Source organism: Streptomyces sp. 6N223, from assembly GCF_052246635.1.
GTDB lineage: Bacteria > Actinomycetota > Actinomycetes > Streptomycetales > Streptomycetaceae > Streptomyces.
This window is the reverse complement of record NZ_JBQQCA010000004.1, coordinates 80,999-97,857: the sequence shown is the minus strand read 5'-3', so window position 1 is coordinate 97,857 and position 16,859 is coordinate 80,999. Positions and strand designations below refer to the sequence as shown.

The following is a 16,859-nucleotide window of genomic DNA, read 5'->3' as shown; positions in this document are numbered from 1 at the left end:
GCCGCCGCCGTCGCCTGGTGCCTACGCCCGGAACGGCCCCGTCACCTCGTAGGTGATGCCGCCGCTGCTGCTCCCGCTCGTGCCGCGCTGCGAGGAGAAGTACAGCCGGTTCCCGGCCGGGTTGAACGCCGGCCCGCAGATCTCCGAGGAGCTCTGGCCGGTGATCCGCAGGAAGGGTGCGACGATGTCGTCGGGCGTGATGATGCAGATCTCCATGTTGCCGCCGTCCTCGGCGACGTAGAGGTCGCCGTGGGAGACGTCGCCAGTGATGTTGTCGACGCCCGTCAGCGGCGGGTTCTGGGTGAGGCTGTCGTCGTAGGCGATGACGAGGGTGTTGGCGGCCGCGTCGTACGCCCAGACGCGGTTGTCGCCCTTGGTGGTGAAGAAGCAGGTGCCGCCACGGTAGTAGCAGCCCTCGCCGCCGTTGAATCGCTTGGTGTTCGCCACCTGGTTGCGGGTGGCGGTGGGGCTGCCGTCCGGGTCGGGCACGGTGACCCAGGCGAGAGTGCCGCCGGACTCGGTCAGCACCTGGAGCGTGCCGGAGCCGAGGTTGCCCCACGTCGTGGGCACGAAGCGGTAGAAGGCGCCGTCGCCCTCGTCCTCGGTGAGGTAGATGACCTTGCGGTCGGGGTCGCAGGCGGCGGCCTCGTGCTTGAAACGCCCCATCGCGCCGCGCCGCACGGCGGCGTTGTTGCCGAAGGGGTCGGTCTCGTAGACGAAGCCGCCCGTGGTCTCCTCGCATGACAGCCAGGTGTTCCACGGGGTGGCGCCGCCCGCGCAGTTGCGGGTGGTGCCGGAGAGGATGGTGTAGGCGTTGGTGATCGTGCCGCTGCTGTTGAACTTCAGCGCGCTGACGCCGCCCGCTCCGCTGCCCATCTCGGCGTTGGAGACGTAGATCCATCCCGTGCCGTCGGCGAAGCAGGCCCCGCCGTCGGGCGCGCTGTGCCAGACGTGGCCGGTGCCGGAGACGGTCTGGGTGGAGCGCGCTATGACTCTGCTGGTGAAGCCGGAGGGCAGCATGATGCCGTTGGCGTCGGCGGCCTGGAGGGGTCCGTACGGGCTGGGGCCGGTCTGGGCGGGGTAGGCGATCGACTCGGGCGTCATGGTGAAACCGAGAGCTACCGCGCCGCTGCCGACGACGGCACCGCGCAGGAAGTTCCGACGGTCCATAACTCCTCCTTTGGGGTGGTTCGATGAGGACCACGGTGAGCGTAGGACCGCCAAGATCAGCGGATAAGGCATGCCCCAATGAACTCTGGTGGCAAGGGCGTTGGCCTACCGGGCGGGTGGGTGACGCCGGGACGAACATCCGCGATCCCCGGTCCGAAGACTCTCCCAAGCCAGGGGCGCGAGATGTCCGCCCCGCGCCGCCCCGCGCCCCCGCGCGCCACCAGCGGCCGTCGCCGCCGAGTCCGCGGCCTATCGCCGAAGATGGTGTGCGAGGGGGATGAGGATGCGGAAGCTGTGGCTGTTCTCGCTGCTGTGCGTGGGCGCGTGCGCGCTGCTGGCGAGCTGGCTGGTGGCGTACGTGGTGATCGGCGGCTGGGCGCTCCAGACGGCCGGGTCCTGGTCCGGCACCGGCATCCTGCTCACGCTGCTCCTGCTGGCCGCCGGGGCCCTGGTGGTCCCGTACATGCACGCGACGGAGGGACTGGACTCCGGCTCCGGCCCGATCTTCACCGCACTGCGCGTCTTCCTCGGCACCGCCGCCCTCACGCTGGTCGCGGCGGGCATCACGACGGCCCTGGCCGGCCCGCAGCTCTATCACGCGCGCTTCGGCGAGCGGACCGAGGCCCTCATCGTCGAGACCGAGCCCGCCCTCTCCGAGGACGGCGAGCGGGTGGGGACCCGCTACCGCGTCGCCTCCCACGCCACCGAGGAGGACCTCGGCTGGCTGATGCGCGGCCCCATGGAGCGCGCGGCCGAAGGCGACCGCATCGCCGTCACCGTCGACCCCCGGGGCTGGCTCGGGCCCATCGCCGCCGAACGCCTCGGCTGGACCACCGTCCCGACCGCCGTCCTCGTCTGCTGCCTGGCCGCCGTCGCCCTCGCCGCGCTCGGCATCGTCGCGGCGGCGCTCCTTCTGTGGTGACCGGCGACCGGGACCGGGGCCGGGGACCCTTCCCGGTCGGCGTTGGGTAGGACGGTGGGGTGCGGACCCTCTTCCTCTACTCGCTGCTGTGCGTGGGCGTGACCGCGCTTCTGCTGTGCTGGCCGGTGGCGCTAGTCGTGCTCGGCGGCGTGTTCGTGGGTGCGTGGGGATGGTGGATGGCCGGCGGCGTGCTGCTCTTCGTCATCCTGTTCTTCACCACGCGCCTAGTGGAGCCGTACATGCGCAGGGTGAACGCCACCGGCGGCGACGCGGATCCGATCGGGGCCGCGCTCCGGACCCTCATCGGCATCGGCGTCCTCGCGTTCATCGTCGCCGCCATCACAGCGGGCGTGGCCGGGCCGCAGCTCTACCACCACTACGAGGGCGAGCGGACCACGGCCGTCGTCACCGAGACCGAGTCCGCGCAGTGGACGGATGGGACGGATGAGTGGCGGAGGGGGACCAAGTACCGCGTCGTCGACGACGCCACCGGCGAGGACCTGGGCTGGGTGGAGCGCGGCCCCACCGAGGCCGTAGCCAGGGGCGCGCGCTTCGAGGTCTCCGTCGACCCACGCGGCTACGTCAACCCGGTCGCCACCGAACGCATGGGCTGGACCAAGGTCCCGACCACCATCATCGTCGTCTGCTACGCCGTCACCGCCCTCGCCGCGCTCTTCGCCCTCGCGACGGCACTGCTGATGTGGCCGTACGCCTCCTGACCGGCCGCCGCTCCGATCAGTGTTCGCGGCATGTGTCCCATCACCGCCCTGGGCAGCGACGCTCAGCGGACGGCCTTGATGTCGCCGAGGAACGCCGCCCAGGCGGCGGCGGGGACGGTGAGGTGCGGGCCGTCCGGCCGCTTAGAGTCCCTGACGGGGACGACGCCGGGGAAGCCGTCGGCCACTTCGAGGCAGGCGCCGCCCTCCGTGCTGCTGTAGGTGCTTCGCCGCCAACTGGCGGCGGCGAGCCTGGCTCGGGAGATGTGCTGCACCGTAACGGCCTTCCACGACGGAACGAATCAGGTCGAGCGACAGGTGCTCCGGCAGCGCCTGCGCCCGGATCTGATCGTATGCCCTCGCGTACGCCCTCACCTCGTCCGTCTCCTCGGTGAGACGCCCGAATCCGTCCCCCTCCTGGTAGGCCGCCTCCGTGCCGTCCGGCATGTCAAGCATCATCAGCGAGCACTCCATGGACGGGTGCCCGCCGGAGGCGAACGGCAGCACCTGAATTGTGATCTTCGGGCTCTCCGCAGCCTCAAGTAGCCGCGAGAACTGCTCACGCATGACGCTGGGCTTCGCCACGGATCGAACGAGAGCTGCCTCGTCCAGCACCATCTCGAACGCCTTCAACTCGGGGTCCTCGAGCCGGGGCTGGCGTTCCATGCGGGCGGCGAGCCGTTCTTCCAGGTGTTCCTCGTCCCTGAGGGTGACGCCCAGACGCAGCAGCGACCTGGCGTAGTCCTCGGTCTGGAGCAGACCATGGACCAACTGCGTTTGATACGCCCGGATCACCCGGGCCTTCGACTCCCTGCCCATGTACGCCTGCACGAAGTTGGGGTACGCCTCACGCCGCACATGCGGCGTGAGGTCCGTCAGCAGGTTGTCCAGGTTCAGCACCTGGTCCAGCGCGCAGGACAGCTCCACCGTCGGCTTGGCGCCCGTCGCCCGCTCCAGCTGGTTGATGCGGGCGGCGACGACGTTCACCTTCGCGCCGAGGAAGCGCTGGGTCCAGCCCTCCTCGAGACGACGCTTGCGCAGTCGCGTGCCGTACAGCGCGGCCATTGTGTCCCGGGGATCAAGTTCCTTGGCCATGGGCTCACTTCCCTCCTCTACCGCCGGGGCGGTAATGCGTTCACCACTGGCGCAGCGTAGGCGCGTTCAGAGATGCTCGCTCACCTAACGCAAGGAAATGACCTCAGAAGGTGATTACGGCTGATGGCAGTAACATCCGAGACCCAGCGGCTGAGCGCCGAGCTGCGCACGGCGCTCTCCCGGCACGGCGTCGAGCTGAACATCTCCGCGGCCGACGCCGACGCCGACCCCGACGCCATCGACCTCGGCTCGTGCTGTCCGCCCACCGCCCGGCGTTTGCTGGAGGTCGTACGCCGGGTACCGCCGCCGCGCGACCTGCGGGCGGCCGTGCGCGAGGCGAACGAGCTGAGCGTGCGCAACCGCCTGATCAAGGAGGGGCTGCGGTGACCGTGCGCAGCGTGCTCCGCTTCATGCGGTGGGTCCTGGAGCCGGACCGCGAGCCGGACGCGGAGCCGGTGACGTTCGTGATGCAGTGCGCGGTCTGCCTGTGCACGTCCCCGTCGTCGGCCGAGTTCGACTCGGCGAGTCAGTGGACCTTCCAGCACGCGGCGCGCCACCCTTCCCACCACACGTACCGCGAGATCATCACCCGCCCGTGGCGGGCGTGGATGCAGGGGCCGGTGCGGTGACCTGGAGGGCGGCATGTCAGGGCAGCGGGACGCCAGTGGCCATCCCGCTGCCCCTGCCGCTCAGGACAAACTAAACTTGACGCACGTCACCGTCTTCTTGGGGAAAGACCGCTTCTCTGCCCCCGAGGCAAGGGCCACCGGGTTAGGGCCCTCACAATTGCTGTTTGTGTACAACCTGACTTTGTACCTGGTGGGGTTCTTCGCCGACTGCGCGGTGAATGATGCGACCTTCTTAGTGCCCGGCTGCGAGGGTGCCTGGACTTGCACGCACGAGCCCCAGAAGTAGCCCAGGAGGTAAGGCTCGCTGCACAACGTCACGCTGGCAGGAGCACCAGCACCAGGCTGCGCTTGCGCGGTGTCGGCCAGGGGGACGGCGAGCAGCCCGGCGAGCAGCACCGGGGTGGCGAGCGTTCTCAGCCGCTTGAACATCTTGCGACTCCTCACATTTCTCGTGGAAGCGTCCTGCCAAGCCGACAGAACGTGTAACTGAATTTCCGCGAGAAAATGGAGAAAAACGCCGCGATCGACATCTGCCCGAAGTATCGAATACGCTTTCACCGATGTCCGGATATACTCAGCGGCGAGCCGCTCGATGCATCATTAATATGGCCCTAAACTATTCACGTCCGACCAGGGCGGCCGGCGCGCCACGGAGGCTTCGCTCCGCTCTGTGAACTGGACCACAGCCGATCATGGAGGGCCGGGGCGTCTCGTCTTTGTCTGTGAGCACGACGAACGGAGACGTCATGAAGATCTTCCTTGCCGGAGCATCCGGCGCGATCGGCGGCCACCTCACCACCCAACTCGTGGCACGCGGCCACGAGGTCGTCGGCACGACCCGCTCGGCGGCCAAGACCGGCGCGCTGCGCGCGCTCGGCGCCGAGCCGGTGGTCGTCGACGCGCTCGACCCGGACTCGGTGGCCGACGCGGTGGCCAAGGCCGAGCCTGAGGTGATCGTCCACCAGCTCACCGCGATCGGCGGGCCGATGAAGATGCGCAGCATGAAGCGTATGGTGGCCGCCACCAACCGGCTGCGAACCGAGGGCACCGACCACCTGCTGGCCGCCGGCCGCGCCGTCGGCGTCCGCAAGTTCGTGGCGCAGAGCAACGCGCTGTGGATGGACCGCTCCAGCGGGCCGGTCGTCGGCGAGGACGGCCGGCTCGAGCCGAACCCACCCGCCGACATGGCGGGGACGGTGGCCGCGTTGCGCCATGTGGAGGACGCGATGACCGGCATGACCTGGGCCGAGGGCATCGCTATTCGCTACGGCGGCTTCTACGGACCGGGGACCGGTATCGAGGCCGCGCCGGGCGCCGTCATGACCCAGATGATCCGCAAGCGCAGGTTCCCGATCGTCGGCAGCGGCGCCGGGGTGTGGTCGATGGTGCACATCACCGATGCGGCGTCGCTCACGGTCGCGGCGATCGAACGCGGCAAGCCCGGGATCTACCACGCCGCCGACGACGACCCGGCAGCGGTGCACGTCTGGCTGCCGGAGCTGGCCCGGGCGCTCGGCGCCAAGCCGCCGCGCCGCGTGCCGGCCTGGATCGCCGGCCTGCTGGGCGGCAAGGGCACGGTGGACATGATGACGCGGGCTCCCGGTATCTCCTCCGAGAAGGCCAAGCGCGAACTGGGCTGGACGCCACGCTACCCGAGCTGGCGCATGGGTTTCATCGACGGATTGAGCTGACTCGCATGTCCACTTCTTCCACCTCTTCCACCTCTGATCTGTACGGCGAGCTGCGCCCGCGGGCGTTCGCCATCGCCTACCAGATGCTCGGAAGCGTCAGCGAAGCCGAGGACGTGGTGCAGGAGGCGTTCCTGCGGCTGCACCAGACCCTGCGGAAGGACGACGAGCCGATCGCCTCGCCACGGGCGTACATCGCCACCCTCGTCACCCGGCTGGCCATCGACCAGCTCCGCTCGGCCCGGGTGCGGCGGGAGAGTTACGTCGGTGAGTGGCTGCCGGAACCGCTGGTCACCGGCCCGACGCCGGCCGAGCTCGCCGAGCGGGCCGACTCGCTGTCGCTGGCGTTCCTGGTGCTGCTGGAGAGCCTGACACCGCACCAGCGGGCCGCCTTCCTGCTGCGCGAGGTGTTCGACTATCCGTATGCGGAGGTCGCCGAGGTCATCGGCACCGACGTGGACAGCACGCGGCACCTGGTGGCCCGAGCCCGCAGCCATGTCCAGAAGCACCGGCATCGGCACCGCTACCACGCCACGCGGCGACAACGCGAGGAGCTGGCCCAGCGCTTCTTCAGCGCCTCCGAACAAGGCGACATGAGCGCGCTCGAAGAGCTGCTGGCCCAGGACGTGGCGCTGCACGTCGACGGCGGCGGCAACGTCCCGGCACGGCGCCAACCGGTCAACGGCCGGGAGCACGTGACACGCACCGTGCTGGCCAAAATCGCCGCATTCGCACGCCTCGGCATCCGCATCCGCCTCACCGAGGTCAACGGCCAGCCCGGCGCGATGGCGTACGACGCGGAGGGCCGACTCGTCGAGGTCACGGGACTCGGCATCGCCGACGATGGCCGGATCCAGAGCATCCACTCCATCGTCAACCCCGACAAGCTCCGGCACCTCGACCAGGTCAGCGACCTCGGCCCCCGGCTGCTCGCACAACGCCGCTCCCGTGGCAACCCCTGACCGACGGTCGCGCCCGCGAACGTCGTGGGGCCACGTGCCAGGGGCGAGTTCACCTCGGTGACCTCGCCCCCGGGCCCAAGCTGGTCGCCATCGGGCGGGCTGGCTGCGGTGGTCTCCCCCCTCGAGATGGCTCACACGTCAGTGGCTCGAGGGTGCCGAGGGCTGGCGTAGGTGATCCAGACAGTGCGAGTGGCGTCGTCGATCACGTACCAGATCCGTCCACCGGCGGTGACTTCGTACTGCCACTGCTCCACTGCCGAGCCTCGCCTGAGGACCCGACCGTAGCTCCCTCGGAGTCGGTGATGGCGGGACGTGGCCGGACTGGGGCGTGGCTGGAGGCGGATGGCGTCGAATGCCTTGCGCAGGTTCTCGGGAACCGAACGGCTGAGTTCCTCCCAGCCCTTGGCGCTCTCGCTGTTGTCGAAACGGATGTCGTACTCGTTCGGCAGCGGAGGTGGGGCCGCACGCTCTCCGCGCTTGGGCGTCACTCGCTGGCCTCCGGGGGCAGAGCCGGACCGTAGTCGTCGCCGCTCGGGTGAGCCAGTCGCTCGCGTAGCTCAGGGTCGGCATGGACCTCTGCCGTGTGCCGCCATTCGATCAGGAGCTGGGCGACAGGCGCGGTGTTCCCCAGAGACGCGGACGCGGCTGCCGTCTCGGTGAGCTCGCTGGCGAGTATGCCGACGTCATCGGGTGGCAGGAAACGCACCCACGGCAGGACTTCCGGCAGGACGGAGCGCACCAGGGCCGCGCCGCCCTCGTGGTGGAGGAGAGACACGAGCAGCCGGGCCGTGAAGTCGACGACCTCGCTCTCTCGCTCCGCCCGCTCCGCCGGCATGACCACCAGGTCCTCGGCATCGCGACGGCGGAGCCGCAGCGCCCGGACCGAGGCCAGCTGCCCGGTGGCGGCCGTGGGCCGCTGGATGAACTCGGTGAACGGCAGGTCTGCGAGCGATGCACTCATGACCTCAACAGTACTCCAGGGGTCGCCGGGAGGACACATCCCGCAACGAGCCGGGGACACCCGTGCCCGCGTCAGATGCCATGGCGAAGGCCAGCGGCGATAGCCCCTCCGGTCTCCCGCGCCGTGAGGTACGGCCGGACGTCGTGCGCCTTCGCACCGTTGTGGACGAGGACGTCCCTCACGTCCGGCGGCCCGAAGTGGGGCGCCAGCGTCTTGATCAGGGCGACGACGTCGCCACGATCGGCGATGTTCGTCCAGTGGGTGACGCTGCCGGGCCACCGGGCCCGGCCGTCCGCCGGTGCGGGGATCAGGCGGTCGAAGACGATGTTGGGGATGGCGAGCGGGGAGCCCAGGGTGACGAGCGCGGTGTCCCGCCACTCGGGGTGGGCGCTCAGGGTCTCGTAGGCGACCACGGTGCCGAGGGAGTGGGCGACGATGACGCGGGTGTCGTCGGTGACGAGCGCGGCGAGGCGTTCCCGCACGGCCTCGCGGGTCGCCGGCTCGGTGAGGTAGCGGCGGACCTGGCGGAGGCTCGCGATCATCAGGCGTTCGCTGAGCCCGGCGAAGAAGGCGGAGTGGCTGAGGGCGTTGAGCGCGCGCTGCGCGAGGTGCGGGGTCCGCAGCCGTGTGCGGTCGCGCGGACCGGGCACGGCGGGCTCCTGCTCGGCGGCGTGCTCCCACCAGGCGAGCAGCAGGTCGCGCTCCACCGGATCCGTGATGTCCTCGGCGGTCAGCTCGGGAACGCCGATCGCGCGATGTCCGGGCGGGCGGAAGACGTCTCCGTAGAACGCCATCGCCACGTCGTGGCGGGCCACGCGCACGGCGCCGCCGTCCAGGGCGAGGCCGTCGGCGAGGGCCGGATACCAGTGATCCAGCAGCGTCTCGGGACCCTTGAGTTCCTGCGCTATGCCGTGGACGAGAACGACGGCGGGCATCACACCTGCCCCAGCCGCAGGGCAAGGACGCCCTTGTCCGTCGCCACGCACAGGTCTCCGCTCGCGGTGACGCTCAGGTCGTTGATCGCGCTGCCGACGTTGACATCGGAGAAGCGCCCGGCGGCCGACAGGTCCCAGATCCGCAGCAGCTCACGGCCATCGGCCGCGAACGCCATCGGACGGCCGGCGACATCGGCCAGCCGGACCCGCCTGACGCTGCCCGGAAGGGGCTCCAGGCTCGGGCCCACGTTCGTGTCGCCGCCGATGTCCCAGAAATGGAGCTCTCCCTCGTCATCGCCGAAGAACAGGACATCGCGTCCGTCGATCCTGCCGAAGTCCAGCGCCCACACCCTGATCTGGTCCGAAGACCACTGAGCACAGAACTCGCCGGTGGCGAGATCCCACAGTCGAATCGTGCCGTCGAGCGACGCGGTCGCGGCCAGCTCCTTGCCCACCCCACCGCCGAAGGCGAGGCCGACGATGGCGGAGCCGTGACCGGTCGCGACCTGAAACAGCATGCCCTTGGCATCATCGAGATCCCAGGCGTGCAACTCACGATCGTCCGTGGTGGCGACCATCAAGACCCGACCGTTCACGGTGTGAGCGCCGACCTGGACCCAGCGTCCGTAATGCCGCGCGATGCGTTGACGCGTCCACAGGTTGATGGCCTCGACGACAGCCCAGCTGCCCTTCACCGCGATCTTGTCTCCCGATCCCTTCGTGCAGCAGGTCAGAGAGGTGGAGTTGGGCGGCCACACGAGGTGCGGGCCGGTTTGGCGGCCGTCCGTCAGCTGATGGGAGCGGACGGTGCCGTCGGCCGTTGCCGTGACGGCGAGATCTCCCTCCGGCGAGGGGATGATCGCCACTCCCACGACTCCCCGGGTTTCGCCGCAGAGCGGCTCGCCGATCGGCTCCATGGTGGACAGATCCCAGAGGCGGACCTCGGTGGTATGGCCGACGATGCCGACATTCCTTCCATTCACGCGGCCGTGGACGAATGCGCCGGTCCAGGAGGCAACCAGGCCGGGACGGGTCTGGCGTTCTGTCAGCGTCTTCCCCTTGTCGACGCTCCAGATCCCCACCATGCCGTCAACGCCCATCGTGGCCACGACGGCCTCCCCCGCGACACGGGCCACCGAGCAGGACTCGATGGTCGACGTGTGTTTGCCGGGGGCGATGACCCCAGCCGACTGTGCCGTCGCGACGTCCAGGAGATGAATCGTGTTGTCCGAGCGGCGCGCCATAACGATGGGGCTGCCGTCGAGGAAGTCGGCTCCGATCGGCTTCGCATCGTCATGGACGTCTTCCAGGTCGAGGTGGTGTCGGCGTCGCGCACGTGGGCCGTCCGTGCCGGCGCTCACCCGCCAGAGGTAGGCGTGGTCGAAGGTGGTGGCGAGGATGATCTCCAGATCCGGACCCGCCTGGCGTACCGCCATGTGGTCGATGGAGCCCAGATGACCGGTCAGCGGCTCCATCACGGGCTCGTAGGTGTCCAGGTCCCACAGGCGGACCGTGCCGTCCTCGCTGCCGCTGACGACGACCGTCCGGCTCCCGAGCGGGCCGAGTGCCAGGCAGGACACGGTGTTGGTGTGGCCCTTGAGGGGCGAGCCGAGCGGTGTCCCGTTCAGCGGATCCCACGCCAGGATCTCGCCGTCCGATCCTCCCGTGACGGCCACCGCTGCCTCCTGCAGCTGACCGAGCGCCACGGAGACCACTCCGCCCGTGTGCGCTTCCATCGGCGGCCCGATCTGGGCGCGGGTGCGAAGATCCCAGGTTCGGGCCGTACCGTCCTCACTCCCGGTCAGCAGCATGTCGCGGCCCTTGACGAGCGCGTACGCCACCGAGACGACGCGGCGCGTGTGCCCCGCAGCAGGCTGGTCCGCCGACAGGTCCCACACGCGCGCGGTGTAGTCATCGCTGGCGGTGACCGCCATCGTCCCATCGGGCCTCTCGACGAGCGCGCTCCCCGTGATGTTCCGTACGTGCCCCTGAAGGGGGTGGTCAAGCTGCCGGAGCGAGCGCAGATCCCAGAGCCGGGTGTCCACCTTGCCGCTCGTCAGCGCGATGGGCCTCCCCTCGAAGGTACCGATGGCCGCCGCCGTCACGCCCTCCGCATACGGAGTGACGTGTGCGATCACGGGCTCACCGATTTGCTGCCGGGTGCTCAGGTCCCAGAGGCTGAGCATTCCGGCGTCATCGCCCAGCAGGGCAACGGCCCGCCCATCGCTGTCACCGATGGCGACCGCCGTGATCCCGTCCGCGTGGCCCGTGAGCGGCCCTCTCGCAAGCACTCCGCGACCGTCGAACAGGCCCCCGACATCCCACACATAGGCGCGCTTGTCCTCACCGCCGGTGATAGCGATGTGAAGCCCGTCGATCGTTCCCAGGGCACAGGCAGCTACCGTGCGCCTGTGGGCCGCCAGAGGGACGCCGAGCTGGCGGCGTTCCCGCAGGTCCCACAGGCGGGCCGTGCCGTCGCCGCTCGCCGAGAGGACCACGGGACGGCCGTCGATGACGCCCGTCGCCAGGTCCTCGATCTGGCTGGTGTGTCCCTCCAGGGCGGCGCCGAGCTCGTGCCCCGCCGAGAGGTCCCACACCCGCACCACGCCGTCCACGCCGCCCGTGAGCGCGACGGTGTAGTCGTCCACCTCCCCGATGGCCACCGCCATGACGACGGTCCCGACCTTCAGCGGCTCGCCGATCTGCCGCTGGGTGGTCAGGTCCCAGACACGCACGGTCTCGTCCCAACCGCCCGTCACAGCGATCGGCCGCCCGTCCAGGTCGCCCACCGCCACGCACTCCACGGGCCTCGTGTGGCCGCTGAGCAGCCGATGCGTGCCGCTCGTTGACCACCACGCCCACCGCGCCGTCCACGGCAGGTCAACCCCCAGTTCGTTCACGCGGTCGGCCAGTTCGTCGGCCCCGCACCGTCGTGCCGAGAGTTGGAGGTCGGCGGCCCGGCTGCTCAGCGCATGGTCCCCCGTGAGCCGGTGCGCCACCTGTTCGTACGCGCTGCGGACGCGGCGGTGCTCGTCGCCTTCGACCGAGCCCAACGCCCGCAGCAGCGCGAGCGGTTCGCTGGCCAGCAGGAACCCGGGGTCGCCCATGAGCTCCGTCAGCCGGTGGGCCGCCTCGGCGTGGGTGGCCAGGTGCTGGCGTACGTAGGGAGGGGCCGCCAGCCAGTCGCGGGTGGCATTGCGCGCCTCCTCGTGTCGCGGGGCCATGGATACCAGTGCATCCACGATCAAACTCTGGATCTCCGCCGCGGGCTGGTGCGCGCTCGCCCGCAGATGCTCGGCGAGCGCCTTGTGGTAGAGGCGATAGGCGGAGCGCCTGTCGCTGTCCGTCACCTCCGCGATGTACGCCTTCGCGACATCGAGCACCCACGCGATGTCGCTCTCGGTGCACTCGACGCCGGAGATGGACGAGCTGAGGGTCGTCCAGACCCGGCCCCGGGGCAGGCCCTTGCCCTCGGAAAACGCCAGCGCCAGCAGCATCCTGCGCACGCGCTGCTCGTCGGGACCAAAACGCGCGAGGTAGTCGTCGAAGGCGCCCCCGACCTCGCTCGGCAGTGCGTCGGCCCAGCCCGCCCGCGCGACATCGACGGGGGACTCGTCCGAGCGCAGCGTGCGGGCCGTCGTCCTGGCATACAGGTACACGCCCGCCGCTCGTGCCGCCACGCCCTCGGCAACCGTTCGCGCCAGCGCGAGGTGCCCCCGGTACGGGGTGGGCACCTCCGGCTCCTCCGTCGCCAGCAGCACCTTGGTGACGTAGCCCGCGACGTCCTCCTCGCCAGCGCGATAGTCCCGGTGGTCAAGGTCGAGCACGGTCAGCGTCGGGCCCAGGCTGCCGACGAGTTCGCGGCGCGTGCCCACCAGGAGCCGCACGCCCGGGATCTCGGACATGGGGCGCAGCAGCTCGCGAGCGATGCGGCGCGGCTCGCCGTGGCCGCCGGAGTCCGCGGCCGTGTCCGAGCCGGCCTCGTCCAGGGCGTCGACGACGATGGCGACGCGCCCCTGCCGGCCGCGCCGCGTGAGGTCCTGGAGCAGGGCCGCCGTGCCGTCGGCCTCCGAGCCGAGGGCGGCGGCGATCCTGGCGACGACCTCCTCCAGGCGTTTGTGGCGCACGTGGACGGCCGCCGTCACGCACCCCTCCGGGACGACGGTCGCGGGGTCCACGCCGGTGAGGTCGATCCGCGTCCGGTACACCGGGTCGGAGAGCGCGACGATCCTGCCGAGGACCGCGGACTTGCCGCACCCGGGGCTGCCGGTGACGATGCGGCCCTTGCCGTCGCCGTCGGACGCCGTGAGCCAGGAGACCAGCTCCGAGAGCACGCGCACGCGCCCGCTGAAGTACAGGCCCTGCTCGGACTCGAACTCGACGCCGCGCGAGCGCGGGCCGAAGTGCTCGGTCAGGTCGCGGTCGGTCACGCGGCGCTGGATCTCCAGGTCGGTCCCGACCGGGGGCAGGTCCTCGCGGAAGCCGGCGTTGGGCAGGAACGGGGCCAGGCCGGTGACCAGGCCGCAGGCCAGCTCCGCGCGCTGGCCGTGGCTCTCCTCCTCGAAGCGTTCGTTGACGGCCTTGACCAGTTCGGTGAGGTCCAGGTAGCGCTGACGCTGGCCGGTGCGTTCCGTCGTGGTCTGGATGGCGGCGCGCAGGGCGCCGGCGAACGCCCCGTCCTGGGCGACGTCCTTGCGGCGCGCGGAGGCGAGGAAGTAGAGGCTGGTGGAGACGTTGTCTCCGCTGTGCCGGTAGGCGAGGGTCTGGAGGGCGACCGCGGCCGCCTCGGCGCCCCCGGCGCCGCCGGAGCAGGTGTCCAGGATGAGCAGCAGCTGGCGGAGGTCGCCCCGGCACAGGATGCGCACGAGGTCCTCGGTGGCCAGGGCGGTGGCCGCGAGATCGTCGTCGTGGGAGTCCCAGCAGAGCAGGTAGTGGCGGTCGCGCTCCTCGACCACCCCGTGGCCGGCGAAGTACAGCACGACGACGTCGTCGGGGGTCAGCCTCGCGTCCTTCGACCAGTGGCTGAGCTTCTGCCGGACCTGCTCGGCCCCGTCGTACTCGCCGAGCCCGGGAAGGACGCGCCGGTAGCCGAAGGGCTCGAAGAGCTCGGTCATCCCGGCTATGTCGGTGGACACGCCGTCCAGCTGATCCTCATCCGGAAGGTTGCGGTACCGACCGCTGCCCAGCGCCAGAAAGAACCGGCGTCCCACGTACCCCCACCACCTGTTCCGGTAAGTGCGTCTTCTGCGTGCGGAGTTGTGATCCCACAGTAGCGACGCGCGGGGAGCCCGCCGGGCTGCGCGCCTGATTCCGTCACGGCCGTCACGGCCGCCTGGCCGTCAGGAGGTCCTGCGGGCCCACGAACTGGATGCCCTCCGCCGTCACGCCGCCGCGCGAGACGGCCATGAGCGGGGTGTCCTCGTCGGCGCCCGGCAGCCGTGAGCGGTCGACGTGCAGGCGGCCGAGGTCGCGGGAGTCGAAGGGCTTGGCTTCGAGCCATGTGATGGAGCCGACCGCCGTGATGCGCTGGGCGATCGGGGCGCGGTCGGCGGCGACGATGTCGATCTCGGGGTCGTTGGTTCGGGTCCAGTAGCCGCCGACCGCGCCGGTGCCGTCCGGCAGGCCGCCCTCTCGCATACGGAACAGTGCCTCGCGCACCACCGGCTCGATGACCCGGCCGCGCCACGCGGTCCACGAGCGGCGGATGCGGTCCAGGACCAGGTCTCCTCTGCCCCGCTCGATGTCGGGGAGGTGCGGGCCGAGAAAGGCGAGCCAGAAGCGGAGGTGCGGGTCGGCGACGGAGTAGCGGGTCTCCTTCGACGGGCGGGTGGAGAGCGGGGCCGCCGCCTCCACGACCCGCTTGGCGGCGAGGAGGTGCAGGGCGCGGTTGAGGCTGGCGTTGGGCATGTCGCCGGCGGCGCGGCCGATCAGGGTCCGGGTGCGTTCCCCCGACCCGATCGCGCCGAGCACCGGGCCTGAGCAGGGCGGAAGCCGGGGCAGGGTGGCGTTGCATCCCCCATGTAGGGGGCGGATAAAGGTCGCTGTCCTATCCTTGCGGGGGTTTCAGCAGCCGAGGGGGGCGCCATGGGGCAGTCGTTGTTGCTCGCCGGGCTGCTCGGGGTGCTCGCGGCCGGGGCGCCGGGGCAGGAACCGAGCCCGAGCCCGAGTCCGAGCCCGGTGGAGACGGCCTCCGAGGTGCTGCGCTGCGACGGCGACCTGCTGGACTGCTGGCTCGAGGCGGAGGCCGGCGCGACCGTCAGCGTGGTGATCAGTGAGCCGCTGGGGGCGGCGCCGCAGGATCTGACGGAGCGGCTGGAGGGGGCGGCGGGCGGTGAGGAGCGGGCCCGGCTGGTGGTGACGGTGACGTCGGAGGAAGGGACGGGGTCCCTCGGGGCCGTGCTGTTCGCGCTGGCCGGGGAGGGCGACCGGTTCGTCGATCCGGGGGCGTTGATCGATCCGCTGGGCGAGCAGGACCGCGCGGCGTTGGACGATGCCGACGACGGCGTGTGCGGCGCGGAGTGCCGGGACGCCGCCGAGCGACTCGACGGCGGCGAGCCGCTGCTCGCGGAGGAGTTGATCGCCGCCGGGCTGGCTCAGGAGGCGGCCGGCGGGCTGGTGGCTCTGCCCGACGAGGGCGACGGCGGCGGCACCTCGCCGCTGGTCGTCGCGCTGGCCGCGGTGCTGGGGGCGCTGCTCGCGGCGCTGGTGGCGTTTCTCCTGGTGGCCGTACGCCGCACCTCCCCGGCAGCGGCACCGGCAGCGGCAGCGGCAGCACCCACGCCGGTGCCACGGCCGCGGGGCCGGGAGGCGACGGTGCGGACCGTGCTGCACCCGCAGGGATACGTCGAGATCGACGGGAGCCTGTACCGGGCCGAGTGGGCCGAGCCGCACGGCTCGCCGCCCGCGCCCGGGGAGCGCGTCGAGGTCGTCGAGGGGGACGCGGGCGTGCTGCTCGCCTACGCGCCCGAGAGGGCGAGCCGCCGGGGAGGCGCGATATGAGGTGGCGACGCCGGAAGGACCGGGCGACAGCCAGCGACGGCGGCGCGGACGCGGACGCGGACGTGTACGACGGCATCGAGATCGACGACACCGCGCAGCGCCTGCCGCTGGTGCTCTGCCTGGACACCTCGCACTCCATGACCGGCGCGCCCATCGCCGCCCTCAACGACGCGCTGCGCGAGTGGGCCGGGATCCTTCACACCGACATCTCCCTCAGCCACAGCGTCGAGATCGCCCTCGTGACCTTCGGCAGCGGGGGCGTGGGCGTGTGGCGCGGGCCGGAGCCGGCCGGCGACCCGGCGCAGGCGTTCGTGTCGGCGTACGCCTTCGAGGCCCCGGCGTTGAGCGCGGGCGGGGCCACGCCGATGACCGAGGCGCTGGAACTGGCCATGCACCTCGTCGAGACCCGCAAGGAGCAGCTCCGCGCGGCCGGGCTCCAGTACTACCGGCCCCAGATCTGCCTGCTGACCGACGGGCTGCCGACGGACGACACCGGCCACCTCACCAAGGACTGGCAGCGGCTGGTGCCGGTGCTCGCCGAGCGGCAGCGCTCCCGGCGTTTCCGGCTGTTCGCCATCGGCGTCGGCGGGCTCACCGAGCGCGGCGAGCGGGTGCTGCGGAGCCTGGCGCCGAGGTTCAACGCCCGGCTGACGGGCTTTCCCTTCCGCGACGTGCTCCAGATGATGTCGGCCAGCGCGAACGCCGAGCAGCGGGGCGCGGGCGACGAGGTCTTCGAGAGGATCTTCCAGGACCTGACGCAGCGTCCGGCCTGGGAGTGAAGG

At 71.0% G+C, this 16,859-nt stretch carries 16 protein-coding genes; 8 read left to right on the top strand and 8 right to left on the bottom strand.

Annotation, left to right across the window (positions count from 1 at the left end; translation table 11 throughout):
* Positions 1 to 21 precede the first annotated feature (21 nt).
* A complete protein-coding gene (locus tag ACTWQH_RS04650) occupies positions 22 to 1,170 on the bottom strand; it encodes an alkaline phosphatase PhoX (protein ID WP_443285018.1) in 1,149 nt (382 codons plus the stop codon).
* A gap of 277 nt (positions 1,171 to 1,447) precedes the next feature.
* Here ACTWQH_RS04650 and ACTWQH_RS04645 point away from each other — a divergent pair, with 277 nt between their 5' ends.
* Both ACTWQH_RS04645 and ACTWQH_RS04640 read left to right on the top strand, forming a co-directional pair.
* Positions 1,448 to 2,092 carry a hypothetical protein gene (locus ACTWQH_RS04645; protein WP_443285017.1) on the top strand — a complete coding sequence of 215 codons (645 nt, stop codon included), beginning with the start codon at positions 1,448 to 1,450 and terminating at the stop codon, positions 2,090 to 2,092.
* A 59-nt stretch (positions 2,093 to 2,151) separates the two neighbouring features.
* On the top strand, positions 2,152 to 2,811 hold the full coding sequence (locus tag ACTWQH_RS04640; protein ID WP_443285016.1) for a hypothetical protein: 660 nt from the start codon (positions 2,152 to 2,154) through the stop codon (positions 2,809 to 2,811).
* 62 nt (positions 2,812 to 2,873) lie between these two features.
* On the opposite strand, the gene ACTWQH_RS04635 is transcribed toward ACTWQH_RS04640, so the two are convergent.
* Both ACTWQH_RS04635 and ACTWQH_RS04630 read right to left on the bottom strand, forming a co-directional pair.
* Positions 2,874 to 2,996, bottom strand: coding sequence for a DUF397 domain-containing protein (locus ACTWQH_RS04635; RefSeq protein ID WP_443285015.1), 123 nt, complete (start codon positions 2,994 to 2,996; stop codon positions 2,874 to 2,876).
* The gene (locus ACTWQH_RS04630; protein ID WP_443285014.1) at positions 2,953 to 3,903 is read right to left on the bottom strand and encodes a helix-turn-helix domain-containing protein; all 951 of its coding nucleotides are present in this window, start codon (positions 3,901 to 3,903) and stop codon (positions 2,953 to 2,955) included. The genes ACTWQH_RS04635 and ACTWQH_RS04630 overlap by 44 nt, the downstream gene beginning before the upstream one ends.
* A 123-nt stretch (positions 3,904 to 4,026) precedes the next feature.
* On the opposite strand from ACTWQH_RS04630, the gene ACTWQH_RS04625 reads away from it, so the two are divergent.
* Positions 4,027 to 4,290 (top strand): hypothetical protein, encoded by a 264-nt coding sequence (locus tag ACTWQH_RS04625; RefSeq protein ID WP_443285013.1) that lies wholly within the window; start codon positions 4,027 to 4,029, stop codon positions 4,288 to 4,290.
* Positions 4,287 to 4,532 (top strand): DUF7848 domain-containing protein, encoded by a 246-nt coding sequence (locus tag ACTWQH_RS04620; protein WP_443285012.1) that lies wholly within the window; start codon positions 4,287 to 4,289, stop codon positions 4,530 to 4,532. The genes ACTWQH_RS04625 and ACTWQH_RS04620 overlap by 4 nt, the downstream gene beginning before the upstream one ends.
* A gap of 60 nt (positions 4,533 to 4,592) precedes the next feature.
* Here the strand turns inward: ACTWQH_RS04620 and ACTWQH_RS04615 are convergent, their stop codons facing one another.
* Positions 4,593 to 4,961, bottom strand: coding sequence for a hypothetical protein (locus ACTWQH_RS04615; protein ID WP_443285011.1), 369 nt, complete (start codon positions 4,959 to 4,961; stop codon positions 4,593 to 4,595).
* A gap of 263 nt (positions 4,962 to 5,224) precedes the next feature.
* Between ACTWQH_RS04615 and ACTWQH_RS04610 the strand changes: the two genes are divergently transcribed.
* Complete coding sequence (locus ACTWQH_RS04610) at positions 5,225 to 6,223, top strand: NAD-dependent epimerase/dehydratase family protein (protein WP_443285010.1); 999 nt, start codon at positions 5,225 to 5,227, stop codon at positions 6,221 to 6,223.
* Positions 6,224 to 6,228: 5 nt separating this feature from the next.
* Positions 6,229 to 7,182: an RNA polymerase sigma factor SigJ gene (gene sigJ / locus ACTWQH_RS04605; RefSeq protein ID WP_443285009.1), complete on the top strand. Its 954-nt coding sequence runs from the start codon at positions 6,229 to 6,231 to the stop codon at positions 7,180 to 7,182.
* Between the two features lie 484 nt (positions 7,183 to 7,666).
* Here sigJ and ACTWQH_RS04600 read toward each other — a convergent pair whose 3' ends face one another.
* The 4 genes from ACTWQH_RS04600 to ACTWQH_RS04585 all read right to left on the bottom strand — a co-directional run bounded on the left by ACTWQH_RS04600 (position 7,667) and on the right by ACTWQH_RS04585 (position 15,048).
* Positions 7,667 to 8,143, bottom strand: coding sequence for a hypothetical protein (locus ACTWQH_RS04600; protein WP_443285008.1), 477 nt, complete (start codon positions 8,141 to 8,143; stop codon positions 7,667 to 7,669).
* A gap of 71 nt (positions 8,144 to 8,214) precedes the next feature.
* On the bottom strand, positions 8,215 to 9,078 hold the full coding sequence (locus ACTWQH_RS04595) for a hypothetical protein (RefSeq protein WP_443285007.1): 864 nt from the start codon (positions 9,076 to 9,078) through the stop codon (positions 8,215 to 8,217).
* Positions 9,078 to 14,288 (bottom strand): caspase family protein, encoded by a 5,211-nt coding sequence (locus ACTWQH_RS04590; RefSeq protein WP_443285006.1) that lies wholly within the window; start codon positions 14,286 to 14,288, stop codon positions 9,078 to 9,080. Before ACTWQH_RS04590 ends, ACTWQH_RS04595 begins: the two co-directional genes overlap by 1 nt.
* A 112-nt stretch (positions 14,289 to 14,400) precedes the next feature.
* Positions 14,401 to 15,048, bottom strand: a complete 648-nt coding sequence (locus tag ACTWQH_RS04585; protein WP_443285005.1) for a DUF234 domain-containing protein — start codon at positions 15,046 to 15,048, stop codon at positions 14,401 to 14,403.
* A gap of 114 nt (positions 15,049 to 15,162) precedes the next feature.
* Here ACTWQH_RS04585 and ACTWQH_RS04580 point away from each other — a divergent pair, with 114 nt between their 5' ends.
* Both ACTWQH_RS04580 and ACTWQH_RS04575 read left to right on the top strand, forming a co-directional pair.
* Positions 15,163 to 16,077: a hypothetical protein gene (locus ACTWQH_RS04580; RefSeq protein ID WP_443285004.1), complete on the top strand. Its 915-nt coding sequence runs from the start codon at positions 15,163 to 15,165 to the stop codon at positions 16,075 to 16,077.
* Entirely contained in the window at positions 16,074 to 16,856 is a 783-nt protein-coding gene (locus ACTWQH_RS04575) for a vWA domain-containing protein (protein ID WP_443285003.1), read from the top strand. Before ACTWQH_RS04580 ends, ACTWQH_RS04575 begins: the two co-directional genes overlap by 4 nt.
* Positions 16,857 to 16,859: the final 3 nt, after the last annotated feature.